This is a genomic window from Sivoneniella epilithica UHCC 1019, from assembly GCF_040830845.1.
In the GTDB taxonomy this organism is placed as follows: Bacteria; Cyanobacteriota; Cyanobacteriia; order Leptolyngbyales; family Leptolyngbyaceae; genus ULC077BIN1.
In genome coordinates, this window is record NZ_JBFPDP010000009.1 from 102969 (window position 1) to 119413 (window position 16445).

The window sequence follows — 16445 nt, forward strand, 5'->3', positions numbered from 1 at the left end:
TGTTATCCGGTGATTAGTCTAAGGCAGTCTCGTTAATCCGGCAAGAGTTTCAACCAAATTTAGCGTTTTACAAGAAACATTAAATAAAAAGACACTGAATCCAGCGTTCTTAATAATAATCTTTTTCTACTTAGGATGGTTAAACCTGGACTAAGGTAGGGACTTGTTGATGAAGCGATCGCCGAGATTCTTGAGGTTCCGTACAATACACTTCACAGGAATTGTTAGGGCTTTCAATCAGCTTCACTTTATACAACTGTGCGCCGATTTGCTGGATGGGTGCTTGCAGCAAATCACGAATGTGAATAGCGATGTTTTCTGCGGTAGGCACTACATTTTCAAAGTAGGCAATGTCTTTGTTTAAAAAGGTGTGATCAAACGGCTCTACTACAAAAGTGTCGATCGCCGATTGAAAGCCAACCAAATCAGCAATCATCCCAGTGCGTGGATCAATGCTTCCTTTGATTGTCACTTCTAGATGGTAATTATGTCCATGTCCATTGGGTCGGGCGCACTTGCCGTAGATTTCTGAGTTTTCTTCAAAACTTAGATCAGGACGAGCCAATCGGTGAGCCGCGCTGAAATGAGTACTAACAGTGAGGTAAGCTTCCATATCGTCTCCGTAATAATCTGCCCAAAGTTCGGGATGTTCAAATAGCTGAATGCGAACGAGCGGAAGATGGGGGGCTAACCGCTGCCAAATGACCCGTGCGATATTTTCAGTCGTTGGCAGGGTTTGCTGAAACTCTTCCCACGCCTCGTTTAAGTAGGAAAAATCAAGTTGGCTGGTAATCTCGCGTTTAATAGTGTGTTTTACGTCGGAGAGATTTAGCACCATGCCATATTCATCTAAATCGCCCAGCATGGAGACAAACAAAACATAGTTGTGCCCATGTCCTGGAAAACGAGTGCAGGCACCAAAGCGGGTTAGGTTTTCTGCCTCGCTGCATTCTGGCAACCAATAGCGATGACTAGCAGAAAATTGGGCGCGACGATTAATCGTACATTTCATAAATTCCAGGCGATCGCAGCATAAAGAAGCATAAACAAGATGCGAAGTTTTGCAAAGCACCCTATTTTTAGGATAACCAACATTGACGGCGATCGCCCGACATCCTTAGTATTAGAATACGATTAACAAGTGTTAAGTAATTTGCTTCATTGAACTTTTTTGGATGCTTTTCTCACTGCTCATCCCAGCGTTACCTATGGCTCAATCTGAACTGCTTACAGGGATGCAATCTCGTCATCGCTTCTCTCAGAAATGGCTGATTTACTTATTTAGTGGCTTGGTGACCCTCTCGGTATGGCTTAACCCGATTGGGCTGTTCGCCAGTTCTGATGCCTATGCGTTTAACAATCCTGATTTGTTGCCAAAAACAGATACCGCTGTGATTGATCTGGCAAAGTTTTTGAACAGCGACCAAGAAGCTACTTTGGCAAAAGATTTAGAGCAGTTTCAAGAAACCACTGGCTGGAAACTAAAAGTCCTAACCCAATTCGATCGCACTCCTGGGACGGCGGTAAAAGACTATTGGGGACTGGATGACCACAGCGTATTGCTGGTAGCTGATCCTAGAGGCGGCAATATCTTAAACTTCAGTGTTGGGGATGATTTTTATCCGCTGATGCCGCGTGTGTTTTGGATTGAGCTACAAACTCGCTTTGGCAATCAATTCTACGTGCGGGAGAATGGGGAAGATCAGGCAATTTTGGGGGCGATCGCGTCCATCAAAACCTGCATTGTGCAGGGAGGCTGTCAAGTTGTTCCAGGCTTACCTAGGGAACAGTGGATTTTAACCCTAATCACCTCAATTTTGGGTGGAGTCATCTGCGGTTTTGCCGCCCATCCCCGCAAGGAAGGACAGGTTTTTTCCTGGCAGTGGGCGCTAATCTTTTCGCCGCTCTGGGGTATTTTGTTTATTGCGTTTGGCATTGGTCCAGTAGTAACGCGCACGTCCGATTGGTTGCCCCTATTCCGCAATGTTGCAGGCTTTTTAATTGGCGCACTGGTGGCATTTCTAGTCCCTATATTGAATCGTTCTTCGCCATCTGAAACATAATCGCCTATCCTGGTTTTTAGTCTCTTCGGCACTTTGCCGATTAGTAGATGAGTCTTAAGGCAAAACCATGGAATGGCATGTGACGGACGCGCAGAGTTTAGCGCTGATTGATCGAGAAGTCGGAGAGCATACGTTCTCGCCAGCAGAGTATGAGATTGTGCGGCGGGTAATCTATGCTACGGCAGATTTTGACTACCAATCGCTGATCCGATTTTCAGATGCCGCCTTACAGTCTGGGGCAGCAGCCCTGGCGGCTCGAACTACGATTGTGGTCGATGTGCCAATGGTGCAGGTGGCGATCGCGTCTACCATTCAGCACACCTTCGCTAATCCGGTCTATTGCAGCATGGATGCCTTAACCCGTCCTCAAAAGGAGAAAACCCGCGCCGCTTGGGGAATTGAAACTTTGGCGCGTCGCTATCCTGAAGGAATATTTGTGATAGGACAATCTCAAACAGCGTTGACCGCGATCGCAGAACTCATTGAAACCGAAGACATTCGACCCGCGCTTGTGATTGGCACCCCGGCTGGTTTTGTTGGGGCAGACGTAGCAAAAGATCGATTAGCCGATTCGCTCGTGCCCTACATCACTATTGCCGGACGAAAAGGCAGTCCCGTAGTTGCAGCGGCAATTGTTAATGGTTTAGTCGATTTAGCATGGCAAGCCTACGGACAGGAACAGCTAGGCGTGAGTTGATTGAGAACTACCAATCGTTGTTCGTGGAACGACGCGATCGCCGTTTTTGAGACGACGTTGGCTGATAATCAGACTCGACTGCTGGTGTGCTGCGTCTGCGGCGATCGGGTGACTCATCGGCTCGGCTGCGTGTGAGCGCGCTACCCTGAGAATTCGCACTTTTTGGAGTTCGCTTAAGGCGGATAGGCTCAGTTTCCGTCGGATTTTCCACAGGATTTACTGCCTCAGGAAATTGAGTACTTAGCCTCCGGCTGACATCAATAAAGGCATCCTGCTGTAAATAGGGATAGTCGCTTACCCAAAGATTATGATCCGGAATGTAAATATCAGTCGTTTGGGCAATACGTCCCAAATCGCCCCGATTCGACAGCACTAGCATTTCTGCCACATCCCCTAAGTCGATCGCGCGGTGATATCGCTTAAGTGGAACCTGCAACCGAGCCGTAAAGCCTGTTTCATCGCCCACTTCTAAATTCAAGCAGCGCTCCCGGTTTTCTACAACGACTAATTCCCCCCGATTATTAACATTTTCTTCAGTGCCAATCAGTTCTTCTGTCAAAAAAATATCCGTTATTCGACCTTGCCAAAAGCCAGCATAACCGTATCGACGATATTCGATATTGCGTAGGCTTGCCCATAGGATCGGTCCCCAAATCCAATACAGCCCAATGGCTAACCCGACAAATAATAGAATGCCATCGGGAATCACCCCAAACAGCAGCACCCGAATCAGCACGATCGCGAAGATGCCAACCACCGAGATTAGAACCCGCTTCAACACATCGCGTGGCTTGCCCCAAAAATAGGCATATTGCCCTCCCGTTGCGACTAGTGGAATCAGAGTCTCAAAAGTTTTTCGGGTAAGAGGAACTAGCATGACGGGTCAAATACTCAGATAATTGCTATGAGCCTAACACTTGTGGTTCGTCTGTAGTGAATGGGATTTAGTACAGACGAACAAGTGAAGCTACAGGAAAGTATCTCTGCAATTTCTAGGATGAAAAATCTACTGAGATAAATCTAAAGTAAATTTACGCAAGATCTTGCTCTAGCTTTCATATGGCATCCAGTAAAATATTCGGGACTATGCGGATGGATTATGGAACCACTATGCCGCAAAATTAAGATACATCTGAAAAGAACGTAATTCGGAAAAGCTAAGTAACTAGGGGGCAACTATGTTGGCTTAGTTTTTTCAGTTAGAAAAGCGTTTTTACAGGTAGACAGCCTGACCCTGGGGGCTTTTAAGGGTCAGGCGATTTTCTTTTAATGCCTTGAGTTAGCACTACGACTTTCGGTGCGACTTCACAAAACAATTTGCTAGGTCTACTAGATTATTCATTGCTTGGGTCGAGATCGTGGTGATCGACCCAAGCAAATCGGTTGATCGATATCACAGCCCAAGATTGAGTAACTTGTAGGGGACCTTAGACACTGGCGTTACAGAATTTTTTCTAGACCATAAACCAACGATTTCAACAGCATCACTTTACGGATGGCAAGCAAAACTCCCGGCATGTAGCAAGCGCGATCGCTCGTATCATGACGTAGCGTATAGATCTGACCCGGTGCCCCAAAAATTACTTCCTGGTGAGCAATCAGTCCAGGTAGGCGAATGCTGTGAATCCGAATACCGTCTTCTGTGAGGCTGCCGCGTGCGCCTGCAAGCTTTTCTGTTTCTTCGACGCTGGGTGGATTGAAGGGTTTGCCGATTTCTCCTAACAGTTCAGCCGTTTGCAAAGCGGTTCCACTAGGAGCATCCGCTTTTTGATTATGGTGTAGCTCAATAATTTCCACATGGTCAAAATGCTGAGAGGCTTGAATGGCTGCCTGTTGCAACAAAACCATGCCAATAGAAAAATTAGGAATCAGCAGACAGCCCATACTTGCTTTATCGGCAAACTCAGTCAGGTTGGCAATTTGAGCGGGGCTAAGTCCAGTGGTGCCCACAACCGGGCGAACTCCATAGGCGATCGCGGTCCGAATATTTTCATACACCGAGTCGGGATGGGTAAAGTCAACCATCACAGCAGGCTGTTTTTCTTGAGAAACAAATGCCAGCATCGGTTGAAAATCGTTGGTAATCGGAACTTCTAATGCGCCACAGCCTGCCAGTTCTCCGGCATCTTGCCCCAAATATTCAAGGCTGCGATCGACGGCTCCCATGAGGGTCATATCGTCTGCTTGGGCGATCGCTTTCACGACTTCACGCCCCATTTTGCCCGCCGCACCATTCACCAACACTGGGATCGGGTCTGCCATAGCTAAATACCTAGAAATTAATGACTTTGGTTATTTTAAGACAGGCGAGAGGCGAGGGGCGAGAGGGTAGGAAACTCAAAACTCAAAACTCAAAACTCAAAACTCAAAACTCAAACTCCACTATCCCAGGGGTAACAAAATCTCGAATTCAGTGCCCCCGACGTGGATTGGGTTTTCTGGGTAACCGGGATGAATGGGTGGAGGGTCTGAGTGTTTGGTACGGGAGTCGCCTAGGGTTGCGCCTCGCGATCTCACCCACAATTTGCCGCCGTGTTTGGCGGTGACAATTTGATAGCTCACGGCAAGGCTAGTTTCTTTTTCCGCCCGTTTTTTAACGGAGAATGATTCTAAAATCTCTTGCTGCGCTTCAGACGATAAACCGGGTCCATTGTCAGCGATGCAAATTAACACCCACCGAGCCGGAGCGCGATCGCCCATTGCTATGGAGCAAACTTGAGTGGTGATTTGAATCGTAGGTTTGGTAGAAACGGCAGGGTTTTGGGAAGCATGACGCGATCGAAACGCTTGATCAAGTTCTTGGCTAACTGCCTGATTCAACAAGGTATCTAAACAACGGCTTAAAATATTCATGAAAACTTGCTGCAATTGCCCTGGAAAACACAACACGGGTGGCAACTGACCATACTGACGAATCACTTGAATCTCGCTGGTCAAGCGGCTTTTGAGTAACAACAAAATACCATCGATCGCCTCATGCAAATCAACTGGTTTTGGGTAAACCTCATCAATATGACAAAAGTTTTGTAGGCTGGAGGCTAGCTTAGACAAGCGTTCCGCCCCTGTTTTAACGCTGGCGATCGCTCTGGGGAGATCTTGGCGCGAATAATCAATATCCAGGTCAGTTTTTAGCTGAGTAATCGCTGCTGGAGGGATAGACAAGTGCTGTTCGTAAGCATCTAGCAAGGTGAGTAAATCGTTGCTATAGCTGGCAATATGGCTGAGATTACCCCAAATAAAGCTAACTGGATCTAGAATTTCATGGGCAACCCCATCGACTAATCGTCCTAGACTTGCCATTTTATGATTCTGAATCATTTGCGCCTGAATGCGTTCATAGCGCACTTGTGTTTCAATGCCGCGAATTTGCCAGTGGGCAATATTGAGTTCGTGAATATCTAATAGGAAATAGGTCTGGTCATCTTGAACAATCACGGGTTCACCTAATAGGTCAGGCGATCGCCGCAAAGCTTGCTGAGCCGCAACCAAAATCGGCGTAGTTCCCGACAGCACCAATACATCACATCGAGCATAGCTGTAAAGCACCTGAAGTGGCTCCGCCAGAAAAATATCCAATCCATGGGGACGAATCAAATATTCTAATAGTCGTTGTCGCGACAACATGCCCACGTAGGTGCCTTGATTGACTAAAACGGCTCCTGGCAGAAACGGATGATGTTCAAAAACCTCGGCAAGTTGCCATCCCGCATCCCGGATTTCAATTTCAAATCGATGCAAAGGCAAGTCTTGCAGCGTAGACTCCAAGTGTAGAGCCTCATAGCTTCCCTCGGATAGGGTTGGAGCCAGCGATTGACAGGATTGACGTGACACAGGCAAGATGTCCTGAAGATAAAATCGCTTGAAAAAAGTAATCTTATCAGACTGCCCAAATTATTCCATGCTCTAACAACCCTTCTCTAAACTAGAGAAAAAATTAAGAGAAATGGGTTTGAAACGACTATTTCAGAGTCTAAACTCCAATGGGCACCAGTTCTTGTAGGGCTTCAACTAACTCGCGGGTAGAAGAATACCGTTCATCTGGCGCAGGATTGGTAAGTTTTCGCAAAATTGGCACCAGTTCAGCATCAAGTCCTGGCACATACTCTGGATAAAACCGATAGCCCTGTTCGCGCTGAGTATAGAAGGTGTTGGGAGGTTTTCCAGTGAGCAAATAAACTAAGGTTGGGGCAAGCGCATACAAATCGGATGCAATAAATGCCTGTCCTTGCTGTTGTTCAGGGGCAGGGTATCCAGCAAAGTCTGGCTGAATTGCCATTTTTAGGCTTCTACAGGGATAAAGACCTACGAGGGTAATTTCTGAATTTGTCGCCGCCCGCCGGAGCAAATTTTCGGGGCAAATATCTTGATGAATCAGAGGAGGAGTTTGCTGATGCAGATACTCTAAAGCATGACATGCCTGAAGCACCCAGGCGATCGCCTGCTGTAAAGAAACAACACCCGTGGTCGCAATCACTCGCTGTAACGACTGCCCATACAGCGGTTGCATCACCAGATAAGGTTGTCCACCTGCAACAAAAACATCAATAAACCGAGGCAGCATGGGATGGTTTACCTTCAGCAGTTGCTCAGCTTCTTGTTCAAACAACTCTATCGCTTCGGTATGGCTAGCCCATTCAGGGTTTAAAGTTCGCAGCATGAACGTTTGCCCATCTTGCCAAACTAATTGGGTAATGCCTAAGCGATCGTGTTCCAACACCTTCACAACATGATATGCATCAATCGTGCCCAAGGTATTCAGCGGTTTGCCACAATCGAGACAAAACAAGCGTTCTGTAGCAACATAGCGCTGGCAGCACGCTGAAAGAATTAGTTTATCGTCGGAATTAAGTCCAGAATTGGGTAGCGCCTGACTTTCCACATCCACTACCGTTTGGGCATGAGTGCCGCGTTGCTCAGCGCTCTGAGCCGTATTGCTAATATCAGCTTGAGGATCTTGGCTGGAGGTTGGGGTTAACTCAGAGCTAGGTGCAGAAGTTTGGACATTAGCTGCCGCAGTGGAGGTAGGGCGAGTACGCTGACCAACTGTTTTCTCACCTAATGCAGGGTAAGCCGTATCAGCGCTTTTTACGCCAAGATGAATTTGAACGTTCGGTCCAGAGCGCGCCAGTCGAATAATTACGCCGTCTTCAACTGGAACTTTTGTAATTCGTCGTCCTTCAAGATACGTGCCGTTTGCTCCTAAGTTGACAATTTCCCAGCCTGTTTCCCCTTGACGAATTTCAACGTGATGTCGAGAGACAACGGCGCTGTATAAAATCACATGGTTATCGGTAGAGCGTCCAATCCGAACAACAGACTCATGTTCAAAGATCCAGCTTTGAACGGGAACGGACTGCATGGGATGCAACAAGGTCAGGGTAATCACGCTGGCAGGTAGAGCCGAAAATTTGTACTGCGGACTGCGCTTCTGATGCCAGAAAGTTGCTTCTATCCTACGGTGCTTTGGTGCCCGTTGATCGAAGGCTTCATTCAAAGGCGATAGGAGAACCAGAATGAATTACAAACAGTGTATGAAGATCTGAGGTTCAGTGCGGACGATTTTCAGCAGTCTTTTAAGCAGGTTCAAAAGAGTCTCCGTCATCTAACGTAACTCAATTTTGAGAGGAATCTACGAAAGTTGGAAGAGAAATGTCACTTTATCACCTTTCCCTAGCCCAATGCGATCGCCGGGTCGCAGCCGATGGCGATTCCCCATGGCTAAGGGCAAATTGTTAATGTAGGTTCCATTGGAACTACCGACATCTTCAATATAATAGCTATCTCCTTCTAGCCGAATATCTGCATGAATGCGCGAAACAACTTCAGAATGGGGAAAGCCAGACACGTCGATATCAGGCGGGATGCGATCGTTCGGCTTGCCAATATGAATCACCATCAAACCTTGGGGTAGCTCGGCAGTGGTATTGGTTTGGATATGTAGGAGCTTTGCGGTCTGTTTTTGGAGTTGGGTACTTGTTTCGCGGGGAACCGCTATGGGAAGATTACCAGCCGTAGCTGCTGGCTCAACTGGCTCAATGGATGCAGCTACGGCTGGCGGCGCAACTGAGATGGGCACCGATTCAATTGGCTCAGCTAAAATGCTAGGCACGAAGGTTAAAGGTTGCGGTGTGGGTGAGTCGGGAACACTTAGCTCCGAAACACTTGCTGGAGTCTGGGCGATCGCGGGAGCCATATCAGGCGAAGGTATGTTATCGGGTTCAGCCGCCGCAGAAGTGACTCCAGCAGCACGTAAGTTAAATCCACACTGACCGCAAAAGCTTGCGTCTGCTTGAACGATCGCCCCACAATTTGGGCAAGCGGATGTAGCTGGAAGGGGCGTGTAACAAGCTTCACACTGCACAGCACCATCGGGATTGGGATGATTGCAATTTGGACAAACAATCATAGCGTTTTCATAGTTCTCAGGACTATCATATTCGCGATCGCGGCGATTGAGTACAACAGGGGGTGGGTTTTGGGGACGGGGTTAGGGATAGTTTTGAGTTTTGAGTTTTGAGCTTTGAGCTTTGAGTTTTGAATTTTGTTCGCGTAGCGTTGATCTAGGAGATATTTCGAGTTTCGTCACTCTTCCCCAGCGGCGCGATCAAGTAGCCACCAAAGTTCGCCTTGGGGCTGGATTAATCGGGCGGGGTAGAGGGTGTCGTCGTCTTCGGGAGCGAAAATGTGGTCTAGGGCAGGGCGTTTGCTGGCTCCGGCAACCAGGAAGAGAACGGTCTGAGCATGGTTAATTAGGGGCGCGGTGAAGGTGATGCGGGGTTGTCCATCTTTGTTGCCAACGGTGATTAGGCGATCGCGCACCTGGAGAGCATCGGTATGGGGAAACAGCGATGCGGTGTGTCCATCATCACCAATTCCTAGGAGAATGATGTCTAAGGCGGGGAAGGCTCCGGCTGAGAGTTTGAAAAAGGCTTGCAGTTCGGCTTCGTGTTGGGCGGCAGCATCGGCTGGGTCAGGTGCGCTCGTGGGCATGGGGTGAATGTTGGCGGCTGGCAATGGCACTTGATCCAGCCATGCGCGTCGTGCCATGCCCTGGTTGCTGTCGGGATGGTCGGCAGGCACGTAGCGCTCATCACCCCAAAATATATGGATTTTTTCCCAGGGGAGATCTTGCTCTGCTAGTTTTTCATATAAGGGTTTGGGGGTGCTGCCGCCTGCGAGAGCGATAGTGGCGATGCCTCGCTGGGCGATCGCGTCTTCAATTTTGGCAAGCACGATTTCCAGCGATCGCGCAATCAATTCATTTTTATCGGGCAATACTTCCACAATCGTCTGCATTGTTTCCACTTCCATCACAACTCTCAAAATCATAAGGGCTAAGGGTTGAATGGAGATGCTTGAGCCAAAAAGGTTTAAGGTTTGTCTGGCTGTTAAAACGGTACGAGGAAAGGTTAAGACAACAACTGTCCGTTATTCTTTACTTCTCAAGGATTTTTGTGTCCTAATCTATTCATCTGTTGCTATAAGTGATTTCTAGTAGTTGGAGGGCAGCGGCGATCGCGTCGGCTTCGGGGGCGGGTTTGTCTTTTCGCCAGCGCAAGATGCGAGGAAAGCGGACTGAAATGCCGGATTTGTGGCGGTTGGATTGAGAAATGCCTTCAAACCCGATTTCAAAGACGTGAATGGGTTCCACCGATCGCACGGGTCCAAATTTCTCAATCGTGTGTTTGCGAATCCATTGGTCTAGCTCGTCAATTTCTTTATTATCTAAACCGGAATAGGCTTTGGCAAAGGGCACCAGATCTTCGCCTTGCCATAGCGCAAACGTGTAGTCGGTAAATAGGTTTGCCCGTTTGCCGCTACCTGCCTGAGCATAGATCAACACCGCATCCAACGACATTGGATCAACTTTATATTTCCACCAGTAGCCACGTTTTCGACCCACCAAATAAGGGCTATCTAAGGCTTTGATCATCAAGCCTTCGGCTGCTTGATCACGGGCTTGTTCCCTTAGCGATCGCAAATTTTCCAGCGACTCAATCGGCATGGTTTCGGACAGAGTAACCACAGCAGGATCAGCAATTTGTAGGGATGCTGCAAGCAGGGAACGGCGATCGCGTAGGGGCGTTTCGCGAATATCCAAACCCTCATATTCCAGTAAATCGTAAGCAATCAAATGGGCTGGATTTTCCTGTATCATTTTTTGCGTCACCCGCTTTCTGCCCAGCCGTTTTTGCAGATGGTTGAAACTGAGGGGGCGATCGTCCTGCCAGCAGACAATCTCGCCATCAAACACCAAGCTGTCGGGCAACGCTAAAAATCCTTGGGCAAGTTCGGGAAACTGTTCGGTAATCAAATCCTCGCCCCGCGACCAAATGAAGACTTCTCCATTGCGGCGAATGATCTGCGCCCGAATGCCATCCCATTTCCATTCAGCCTGCCAATGAGCCAAGGTTTCCAACGCAAACTTATCTTCTTCCAACGACGATGCCAGAAAAAATGGATAGGGCTGACTAGGGACACGCGCCGATTCTTCATGCTGGATTAGTTGGGTGTAAGCGGCGATCGAGGGGACAAAATCGCCCATCAACCGATGCGCCAACACTGCTTCCGACACGCCCGATGTTGCCGCCAATCCTTTAATCACCAGCTTGGTCGAAACCCCAACCCGAAACGCGCCCGTTAATACCTTATTCAACACAAACACTTCCACAGAACTGAGGGAAAACCACCAAGAAATCACCAGTTCTTTTAAAGCCACTTCCGACTTCACGGCTTTGACTTGAGGAATGATCACTTCCATCCAATGGTGTAAAGGGAAATGGGAAGTAGAGAGTGAAGGGACGGCAGCAGGAAGCAGCAGCGCAATCACTTCGGCAGTGTCGCCAACCTGGGCATAGCAATCTTCAAACAGCCATTCGGGAATATCGGAGATTTGCAGGAAAATATCCCGCAGTATTCGAGACGTGATCAGCCGCTTACGAGTTTTGCCCAACAGCAGATACAGTGCCCACACCGCATTTTGAGCCTCTTCCGCCTGAAAATAGGCTTGCAACGCCCGAATTTTTCCGTTCGTTGAGGTGGTGGCATCCACCTGCTGAAACAACTGCGTGAACCGCTGCATATCTCCCTGCTGCTACTGTCTGCTGCTACTAAAACTCTAGACGCTAGTGAAATCGATCGCTTCATACAGGTCGGCGATTTGAACTTGACACTCAAAAGCGCTAAACGACAACACGACATTTGGATCATCGTATTCCGAGAACAGCCATTGATTGACGGCAGTTTTCACATGATGTTCAACGTGAACTTGATGTTGATCGACCAGAAGATAGTCCTGAAAGGTGGGAATGGTGCGATAGGCGGCAAACTTTTCGCTGCGATCGCATAGCGTCTCCGCAGGAGAATCGTAGTTTTGAGTAGATTTAGATAGCACTTCAGCAATGAAACAAGGATTCACAATGGTATCTTTGCGTCCGGTTTGAAGTTCCAGCGGCTTGGGCACCACCACGACATCAGGATAAGTGTAGAGATTAACCGCTGGAATCCTTATCCGCTGGTCTGCGTAGAAAATTCGATAATCCTTGCCCTTGAGCGCAGATTTAAGCAGGATATAGAGATTCCCAGAAATATCGTTGTGGTTAGGGGTGCCGCCAGTTATCGGGATGATGTCTCCATTGCGATATTCGCTGCGCGTTTCAGCCGCAAGTTCCAGTTCCAGATACTCTTCAGCGGTATAGATTCTTTTCTCGATTTGGGCAATCATGGCATTTTAATTCCCAAGGCTTGATAGTCTGTTCTCTCTTCACCATATATGATGCTTAGCTTTCGTAAAGAGATTTGGTTTGAGTTGCTGCAAAACGATGAACTGTGTCAATTTGGAGCTAAGAAACGTGTATGGGCAAGCAAACAATGGCAGGATACAAGGACTATAAAAGTGTCACTGAATTTCCACTTCATACTGATGAATTAAATCGTGAAGAGTTAGAAACATCCTACAAAGAACTGCGTGATTCCTATCGAAGTCTAACGATTAGTCGTGGTCAGCTTGTTCGTCGCCAGACAGAAGCTAAGCAAAATCTGGTTAGCATGAATCAAAAACTGCAATTGTTAGGCAGTACTCTTGAGGCAGTTCAACAAGAAAAACAAAGGCTGCAAAACGCCTTAGTTCACAGTTCAGAGATGCGAAGTCAGGTAGAAAATTGGGGGAATGATTTGGCAGGTCAAGTAGATGCCCTGACTGACCAGATGCAAGCAACTACAAAACTCTTGGAAACATTTGAATCTGCTTATGAGGAAGTGAAGGCTGAAGGGGGCATTTTCACTATTTGGCAGCGATTCTCACGGTTGCTGGCAGCCGCGAACCGACTGCTCAACACTGATATCAGTGCAATGGTGCCAAAAGCTCACCCGATAGGATCTGCAAAACCTGAAGAGTGGGCTGATGAAACACCCGCAAATATCAATCGATCTTTATTAGATGACCAATAGGTATGGGTAAACTAACAAATTCTCTTAAGGAAACGACCCAAAAACTGAGTGACATTAAACAGGGCATTCACAAAATGCAACAATTGGGTCGTGATTTAGCTGACAATACGCTCGAAGTTGCCGATGCTGCTTTACGTACTGGCTATGCCTACGCTAAGGCTGAGTCTGGTAAGACAGGTGACAAAACAGAACGTTTGCTTGATCTAAACCCAAAAATGCTGGATGCTGACCAACTCACTCAAACGACCTGTTGGACGCAAAAACTGCTCGAAGCCCGATTTGGCAGCTTTAATGCTACTTATGAATATTTACGCGATGTTCACGATATTCGAGTTAAGCACCGAAGTTGGAAAAAACTGGTTGATATATTTAATGGTAATTTAGACGCGCGATCGCCTGAGCAGCGGTTAGCTAGCCTTGAGCAAATTACCTTGCAACAAGAACAGCGAATCAATGAGCTAGAGGCGAAGTTAATAGAACTCACTCAGCGCCTTGGTCAAGGGCTTTAACTGCTTGTATAACTTATAGGCAAGAGCGCGATCGCTCAAAACTATTCCATCCCAATGCTACCCACTAAGTCAGCGTCCGACCATTCCAGGGTATCGCCGATCGCGTCGCCGGTGTGGTATGCCGCCAATAGTACTTCACTGGTTTTGCCCCACGCGATCGCGCCCGTTGCATCCAGACCGATCGCGCCCAAATCTCGCTGGTTTTTGTAGGATTCGGTGAAGGAGCGATCGAAGGCTTGGTGAAGAGTCATGCCATCTGCCACGCGCACCACAATCCGCGCCGCCAAACATTCGTTAATAATGTCTTCCCCAATGCCCGTGCAGCTAATCCCCGCCTGAGCCGTGGCATAGTTCCCCGCTGGCATGGCAGAATCGCTGACCCGCCCAATCCGCTCAAACCCTTTGCCGCCCGTGGAAGTTCCGGCTGCTACCCGACCTTCTCCATCCAATATGACTACGCCAATGGTGCCGCGTCCGGCTTCGCTATCAACCAATTCTTTTTCAGCGACAACGCCTGCCATCTCTCGCGAAAAGTTGCCTGCCCGTTCCTGTATCCATTCCTGGAGACGAATTTCGGTGGTTGGGTCGTAGGTAGGCAAGCCGATCTCTCGCAAAAATTCCAGTGCGCCATAATCGGAAAGGACGCGATCGCTCGACTCTTGCAACTTCAACGCCAAATCAATCGGATGCTGTACCCGCGACACGTTGATCACGCCACTAAACCGCTGTGCTGTGCCATCCATCAGCGCCGCACTCATGCGAATTTGTCCATCCGATTGCAGCACCGATCCCGTACCCGCATTAAAACACGCATCATCTTCCAATAGCTGACAGCCGCGCACAACCGCATCCACCGCAGCAGCCCCCGCCACCAGCATTGGATATACATCTTCCAGCACAGCATGAAGCGATCGTCGGACTAGCTCTAATCCACCCTTCCCTTTTAAGGAACTGCCCGCCCCGCCATGAATAATAATCTTCGGTTGCACCCGATCAGCCAACATGCCTTAATCTCCTAGTCGTCACTTGTGCTTGCTGCCGAGCGTCGCTTACGACAGCGATCGGAGCAATACTTTACTTCATCCCAGCAATCTTCCCACTTTTTACGCCAAGCAAAAGGACGCTGGCATACCAGACAGATTTTTGTGGGCAAATTCGATTTAGAAACTCCACGTGGCATGAGCAGAAGTTTTGAATTGTGAGTTTTGAGTTTTGAGTTGAGAAAAATGCTTACAGTTGAGAATGAATACGCTCACCGTCAGTTTAGTACAAGGAAGTTTAGTACAAGGAAACTGAGTTAACTTTTTGCTTTGATACCCTAACTCTTATAATTTCTGGCAGCGAAAAATTCAATTAAGCCTAGATGCAACACCTCACATCACTTAAAGTATTTCCTACAAAGACATACGCAACGCGATGTGCAACTAAGAACCCTCACCCCAAACCCCTCTCCCGCAGGAGAGGGGCTTTTAAGAGATTTCTGGTTCCCTCTCCTGCGGGAGAGGGCTAGGGTGTAGCTCGCTTCCCGCAGGGTGGGCTGCTTTTAGGCAGTTTCAAGAAAGTCACACATTGCGTTACGCAAACAAAACTCAAAACTCAAAATTCAAAACTCAAAACTTTATCATCCTTCATGCCTTCTCCCCTAAACTCTGTTCGGATTCTCCTCGTTGAGCCTGCTGGTGCGCGCAACATTGGCTCTGTGGCACGGGTGATGAAGAATATGGGATTGCTGCATCTCACCTTGGTAAATCCGCAATGCGACCATCTGGAGGAAGAAGCGCAACACATGGCAGTTCATGCAAAAGAGGTGTTGGAAGCAGCGCAGGTGGTGCAAACCTTGCCAGAAGGATTGACAGGATGTTACCGTGCGATCGCCACTTTGGGTAGACCTTACGCCGCTACCATCCCCGAACATCCCCGTAATGCGCTTCCCTGGTTAGTGGAAACTGACCTTGAACCCAACACCACCGCCCTGGTTTTTGGTCCCGAAGACCGAGGACTCAGCAACGACGAACTGAGTCATGCCCACCGCTTCATCACCATTCCCGCCAACCCCATCTATCCCTCACTTAACTTGGCGCAGGCAGTCGCGATTTGCTGCTACGAACTACACGAAGCACTCAGAACTCAAGACTTAGAACTCATAACTCATAACTCTTCTCCTGCTCCCATCAACAAACTCGAAGGTTTCTATCAGCATCTCGAATCGCTCTTACTTCACATTGGCTATTTGCAACCCCACACCGCCAGCAGCCGCATGAAAAAATTTCGCCGTTTGTTTAATCGAGCAATGCCATCGAGTGATGAGGTGACGATGCTGCGTGGAATTTTGAGCCAAATGCAGTGGGCATCCAGAGCGCGATCGCCCGATTCAGAAAACATAAGTGTGCCGGAGCCTAAATCAAAAAAGAACAGTTGAATACTGAAGTGCCCTTGTCCATAGAGCACTAGGGTCACTAACCCTACGAAAGGTTTCTATTGATAGGCAAGGAATTTCCAATGGAAGAAACGGCTTCCTCTCAAAGTTAGGTTGCAACTTTGTAGTAATTTGGGGTTGATGGCTTGTATTATTTTTCCCATTTCGTATTTCAAAGCCTTGCTGAAAGTTTTTTAAGCCTCTTTAAAGATTGAAATAAGGCATTGATGCAAACATGACTAGCTGTTTTGCACCAATGCTTACACTTGGCATTGTTTTAATTTCTTGACTATGCCTTGCTTCACATACCC

The 16445-nt window shown here is 48.0% G+C and carries 16 protein-coding genes; 5 read left to right on the forward strand and 11 right to left on the reverse strand.

The window, feature by feature from the left end:
* Nucleotides 1-139: 139 nt before the first annotated feature.
* Nucleotides 140-1012, reverse strand: coding sequence for a 6-carboxytetrahydropterin synthase (locus tag AB3R30_RS08195; RefSeq protein ID WP_458648679.1), 873 nt, complete (start codon nt 1010-1012; stop codon nt 140-142).
* A 196-nt stretch (nt 1013-1208) separates the two neighbouring features.
* Between AB3R30_RS08195 and AB3R30_RS08200 the strand changes: the two genes are divergently transcribed.
* Together AB3R30_RS08200 and AB3R30_RS08205 are read left to right on the forward strand one after the other, a co-directional pair.
* The gene (locus AB3R30_RS08200; protein ID WP_458648680.1) at nt 1209-2063 is read left to right on the forward strand and encodes a TPM domain-containing protein; all 855 of its coding nucleotides are present in this window, start codon (nt 1209-1211) and stop codon (nt 2061-2063) included.
* A gap of 67 nt (nt 2064-2130) precedes the next feature.
* On the forward strand, nt 2131-2760 hold the full coding sequence (locus AB3R30_RS08205; protein ID WP_458648681.1) for a precorrin-8X methylmutase: 630 nt from the start codon (nt 2131-2133) through the stop codon (nt 2758-2760).
* A gap of 7 nt (nt 2761-2767) precedes the next feature.
* Here AB3R30_RS08205 and AB3R30_RS08210 read toward each other — a convergent pair whose 3' ends face one another.
* The 8 genes from AB3R30_RS08210 to AB3R30_RS08245 form a co-directional block, all read right to left on the reverse strand.
* Nucleotides 2768-3637, reverse strand: coding sequence for a phosphate ABC transporter permease (locus tag AB3R30_RS08210; protein WP_458648682.1), 870 nt, complete (start codon nt 3635-3637; stop codon nt 2768-2770).
* A 563-nt stretch (nt 3638-4200) separates the two neighbouring features.
* Nucleotides 4201-5022, reverse strand: coding sequence for a 4-hydroxy-tetrahydrodipicolinate reductase (gene dapB, locus AB3R30_RS08215; protein WP_458648683.1), 822 nt, complete (start codon nt 5020-5022; stop codon nt 4201-4203).
* Nucleotides 5023-5142: 120 nt separating this feature from the next.
* Nucleotides 5143-6591: a sensor histidine kinase gene (locus AB3R30_RS08220; RefSeq protein WP_458648684.1), complete on the reverse strand. Its 1449-nt coding sequence runs from the start codon at nt 6589-6591 to the stop codon at nt 5143-5145.
* A gap of 139 nt (nt 6592-6730) precedes the next feature.
* Nucleotides 6731-8254, reverse strand: coding sequence for a protein kinase domain-containing protein (locus tag AB3R30_RS08225; RefSeq protein ID WP_458648685.1), 1524 nt, complete (start codon nt 8252-8254; stop codon nt 6731-6733).
* Nucleotides 8255-8389: 135 nt separating this feature from the next.
* Nucleotides 8390-9166 carry an FHA domain-containing protein gene (locus AB3R30_RS08230; RefSeq protein ID WP_458648686.1) on the reverse strand — a complete coding sequence of 259 codons (777 nt, stop codon included), beginning with the start codon at nt 9164-9166 and terminating at the stop codon, nt 8390-8392.
* Nucleotides 9167-9342: 176 nt separating this feature from the next.
* Nucleotides 9343-10089, reverse strand: a complete 747-nt coding sequence (gene pgl, locus AB3R30_RS08235; RefSeq protein WP_458648687.1) for a 6-phosphogluconolactonase — start codon at nt 10087-10089, stop codon at nt 9343-9345.
* Nucleotides 10090-10228: 139 nt separating this feature from the next.
* On the reverse strand, nt 10229-11842 hold the full coding sequence (locus AB3R30_RS08240) for an ATP-dependent DNA ligase (RefSeq protein ID WP_458648688.1): 1614 nt from the start codon (nt 11840-11842) through the stop codon (nt 10229-10231).
* A 36-nt stretch (nt 11843-11878) separates the two neighbouring features.
* The gene (locus AB3R30_RS08245) at nt 11879-12484 is read right to left on the reverse strand and encodes a Uma2 family endonuclease (protein ID WP_458648689.1); all 606 of its coding nucleotides are present in this window, start codon (nt 12482-12484) and stop codon (nt 11879-11881) included.
* Between the two features lie 131 nt (nt 12485-12615).
* Here AB3R30_RS08245 and AB3R30_RS08250 point away from each other — a divergent pair, with 131 nt between their 5' ends.
* Nucleotides 12616-13209 carry a hypothetical protein gene (locus AB3R30_RS08250; protein ID WP_458648690.1) on the forward strand — a complete coding sequence of 198 codons (594 nt, stop codon included), beginning with the start codon at nt 12616-12618 and terminating at the stop codon, nt 13207-13209.
* Between the two features lie 2 nt (nt 13210-13211).
* The gene (locus AB3R30_RS08255; protein ID WP_458648691.1) at nt 13212-13718 is read left to right on the forward strand and encodes a hypothetical protein; all 507 of its coding nucleotides are present in this window, start codon (nt 13212-13214) and stop codon (nt 13716-13718) included.
* A gap of 41 nt (nt 13719-13759) precedes the next feature.
* Here AB3R30_RS08255 and AB3R30_RS08260 read toward each other — a convergent pair whose 3' ends face one another.
* Both AB3R30_RS08260 and AB3R30_RS08265 read right to left on the reverse strand, forming a co-directional pair.
* Nucleotides 13760-14722: an isoaspartyl peptidase/L-asparaginase gene (locus AB3R30_RS08260; protein WP_458648692.1), complete on the reverse strand. Its 963-nt coding sequence runs from the start codon at nt 14720-14722 to the stop codon at nt 13760-13762.
* Nucleotides 14723-14733: 11 nt separating this feature from the next.
* Nucleotides 14734-14898, reverse strand: coding sequence for a DUF2256 domain-containing protein (locus AB3R30_RS08265; protein ID WP_458648693.1), 165 nt, complete (start codon nt 14896-14898; stop codon nt 14734-14736).
* Between the two features lie 450 nt (nt 14899-15348).
* Here AB3R30_RS08265 and AB3R30_RS08270 point away from each other — a divergent pair, with 450 nt between their 5' ends.
* Nucleotides 15349-16137, forward strand: coding sequence for an RNA methyltransferase (locus AB3R30_RS08270; protein WP_458648694.1), 789 nt, complete (start codon nt 15349-15351; stop codon nt 16135-16137).
* The last annotated feature ends 308 nt before the right edge of the window (nt 16138-16445 follow it).

Coding starts and splice junctions, on each gene's coding strand:
- AB3R30_RS08195 (WP_458648679.1), bottom strand. CDS start 1,012: ATGAAATGTACGATTAATCGTCGCGCCCAATTTTCTGCTAGTCATCGC.
- AB3R30_RS08200 (WP_458648680.1), top strand. CDS start 1,209: ATGGCTCAATCTGAACTGCTTACAGGGATGCAATCTCGTCATCGCTTC.
- AB3R30_RS08205 (WP_458648681.1), top strand. CDS start 2,131: ATGGAATGGCATGTGACGGACGCGCAGAGTTTAGCGCTGATTGATCGA.
- AB3R30_RS08210 (WP_458648682.1), bottom strand. CDS start 3,637: ATGCTAGTTCCTCTTACCCGAAAAACTTTTGAGACTCTGATTCCACTA.
- dapB (WP_458648683.1), bottom strand. CDS start 5,022: ATGGCAGACCCGATCCCAGTGTTGGTGAATGGTGCGGCGGGCAAAATG.
- AB3R30_RS08230 (WP_458648686.1), bottom strand. CDS start 9,166: ATGATTGTTTGTCCAAATTGCAATCATCCCAATCCCGATGGTGCTGTG.
- pgl (WP_458648687.1), bottom strand. CDS start 10,089: ATGATTTTGAGAGTTGTGATGGAAGTGGAAACAATGCAGACGATTGTG.
- AB3R30_RS08240 (WP_458648688.1), bottom strand. CDS start 11,842: ATGCAGCGGTTCACGCAGTTGTTTCAGCAGGTGGATGCCACCACCTCA.
- AB3R30_RS08245 (WP_458648689.1), bottom strand. CDS start 12,484: ATGATTGCCCAAATCGAGAAAAGAATCTATACCGCTGAAGAGTATCTG.
- AB3R30_RS08250 (WP_458648690.1), top strand. CDS start 12,616: ATGGGCAAGCAAACAATGGCAGGATACAAGGACTATAAAAGTGTCACT.
- AB3R30_RS08255 (WP_458648691.1), top strand. CDS start 13,212: ATGGGTAAACTAACAAATTCTCTTAAGGAAACGACCCAAAAACTGAGT.
- AB3R30_RS08260 (WP_458648692.1), bottom strand. CDS start 14,722: ATGTTGGCTGATCGGGTGCAACCGAAGATTATTATTCATGGCGGGGCG.
- AB3R30_RS08265 (WP_458648693.1), bottom strand. CDS start 14,898: ATGCCACGTGGAGTTTCTAAATCGAATTTGCCCACAAAAATCTGTCTG.
- AB3R30_RS08270 (WP_458648694.1), top strand. CDS start 15,349: ATGCCTTCTCCCCTAAACTCTGTTCGGATTCTCCTCGTTGAGCCTGCT.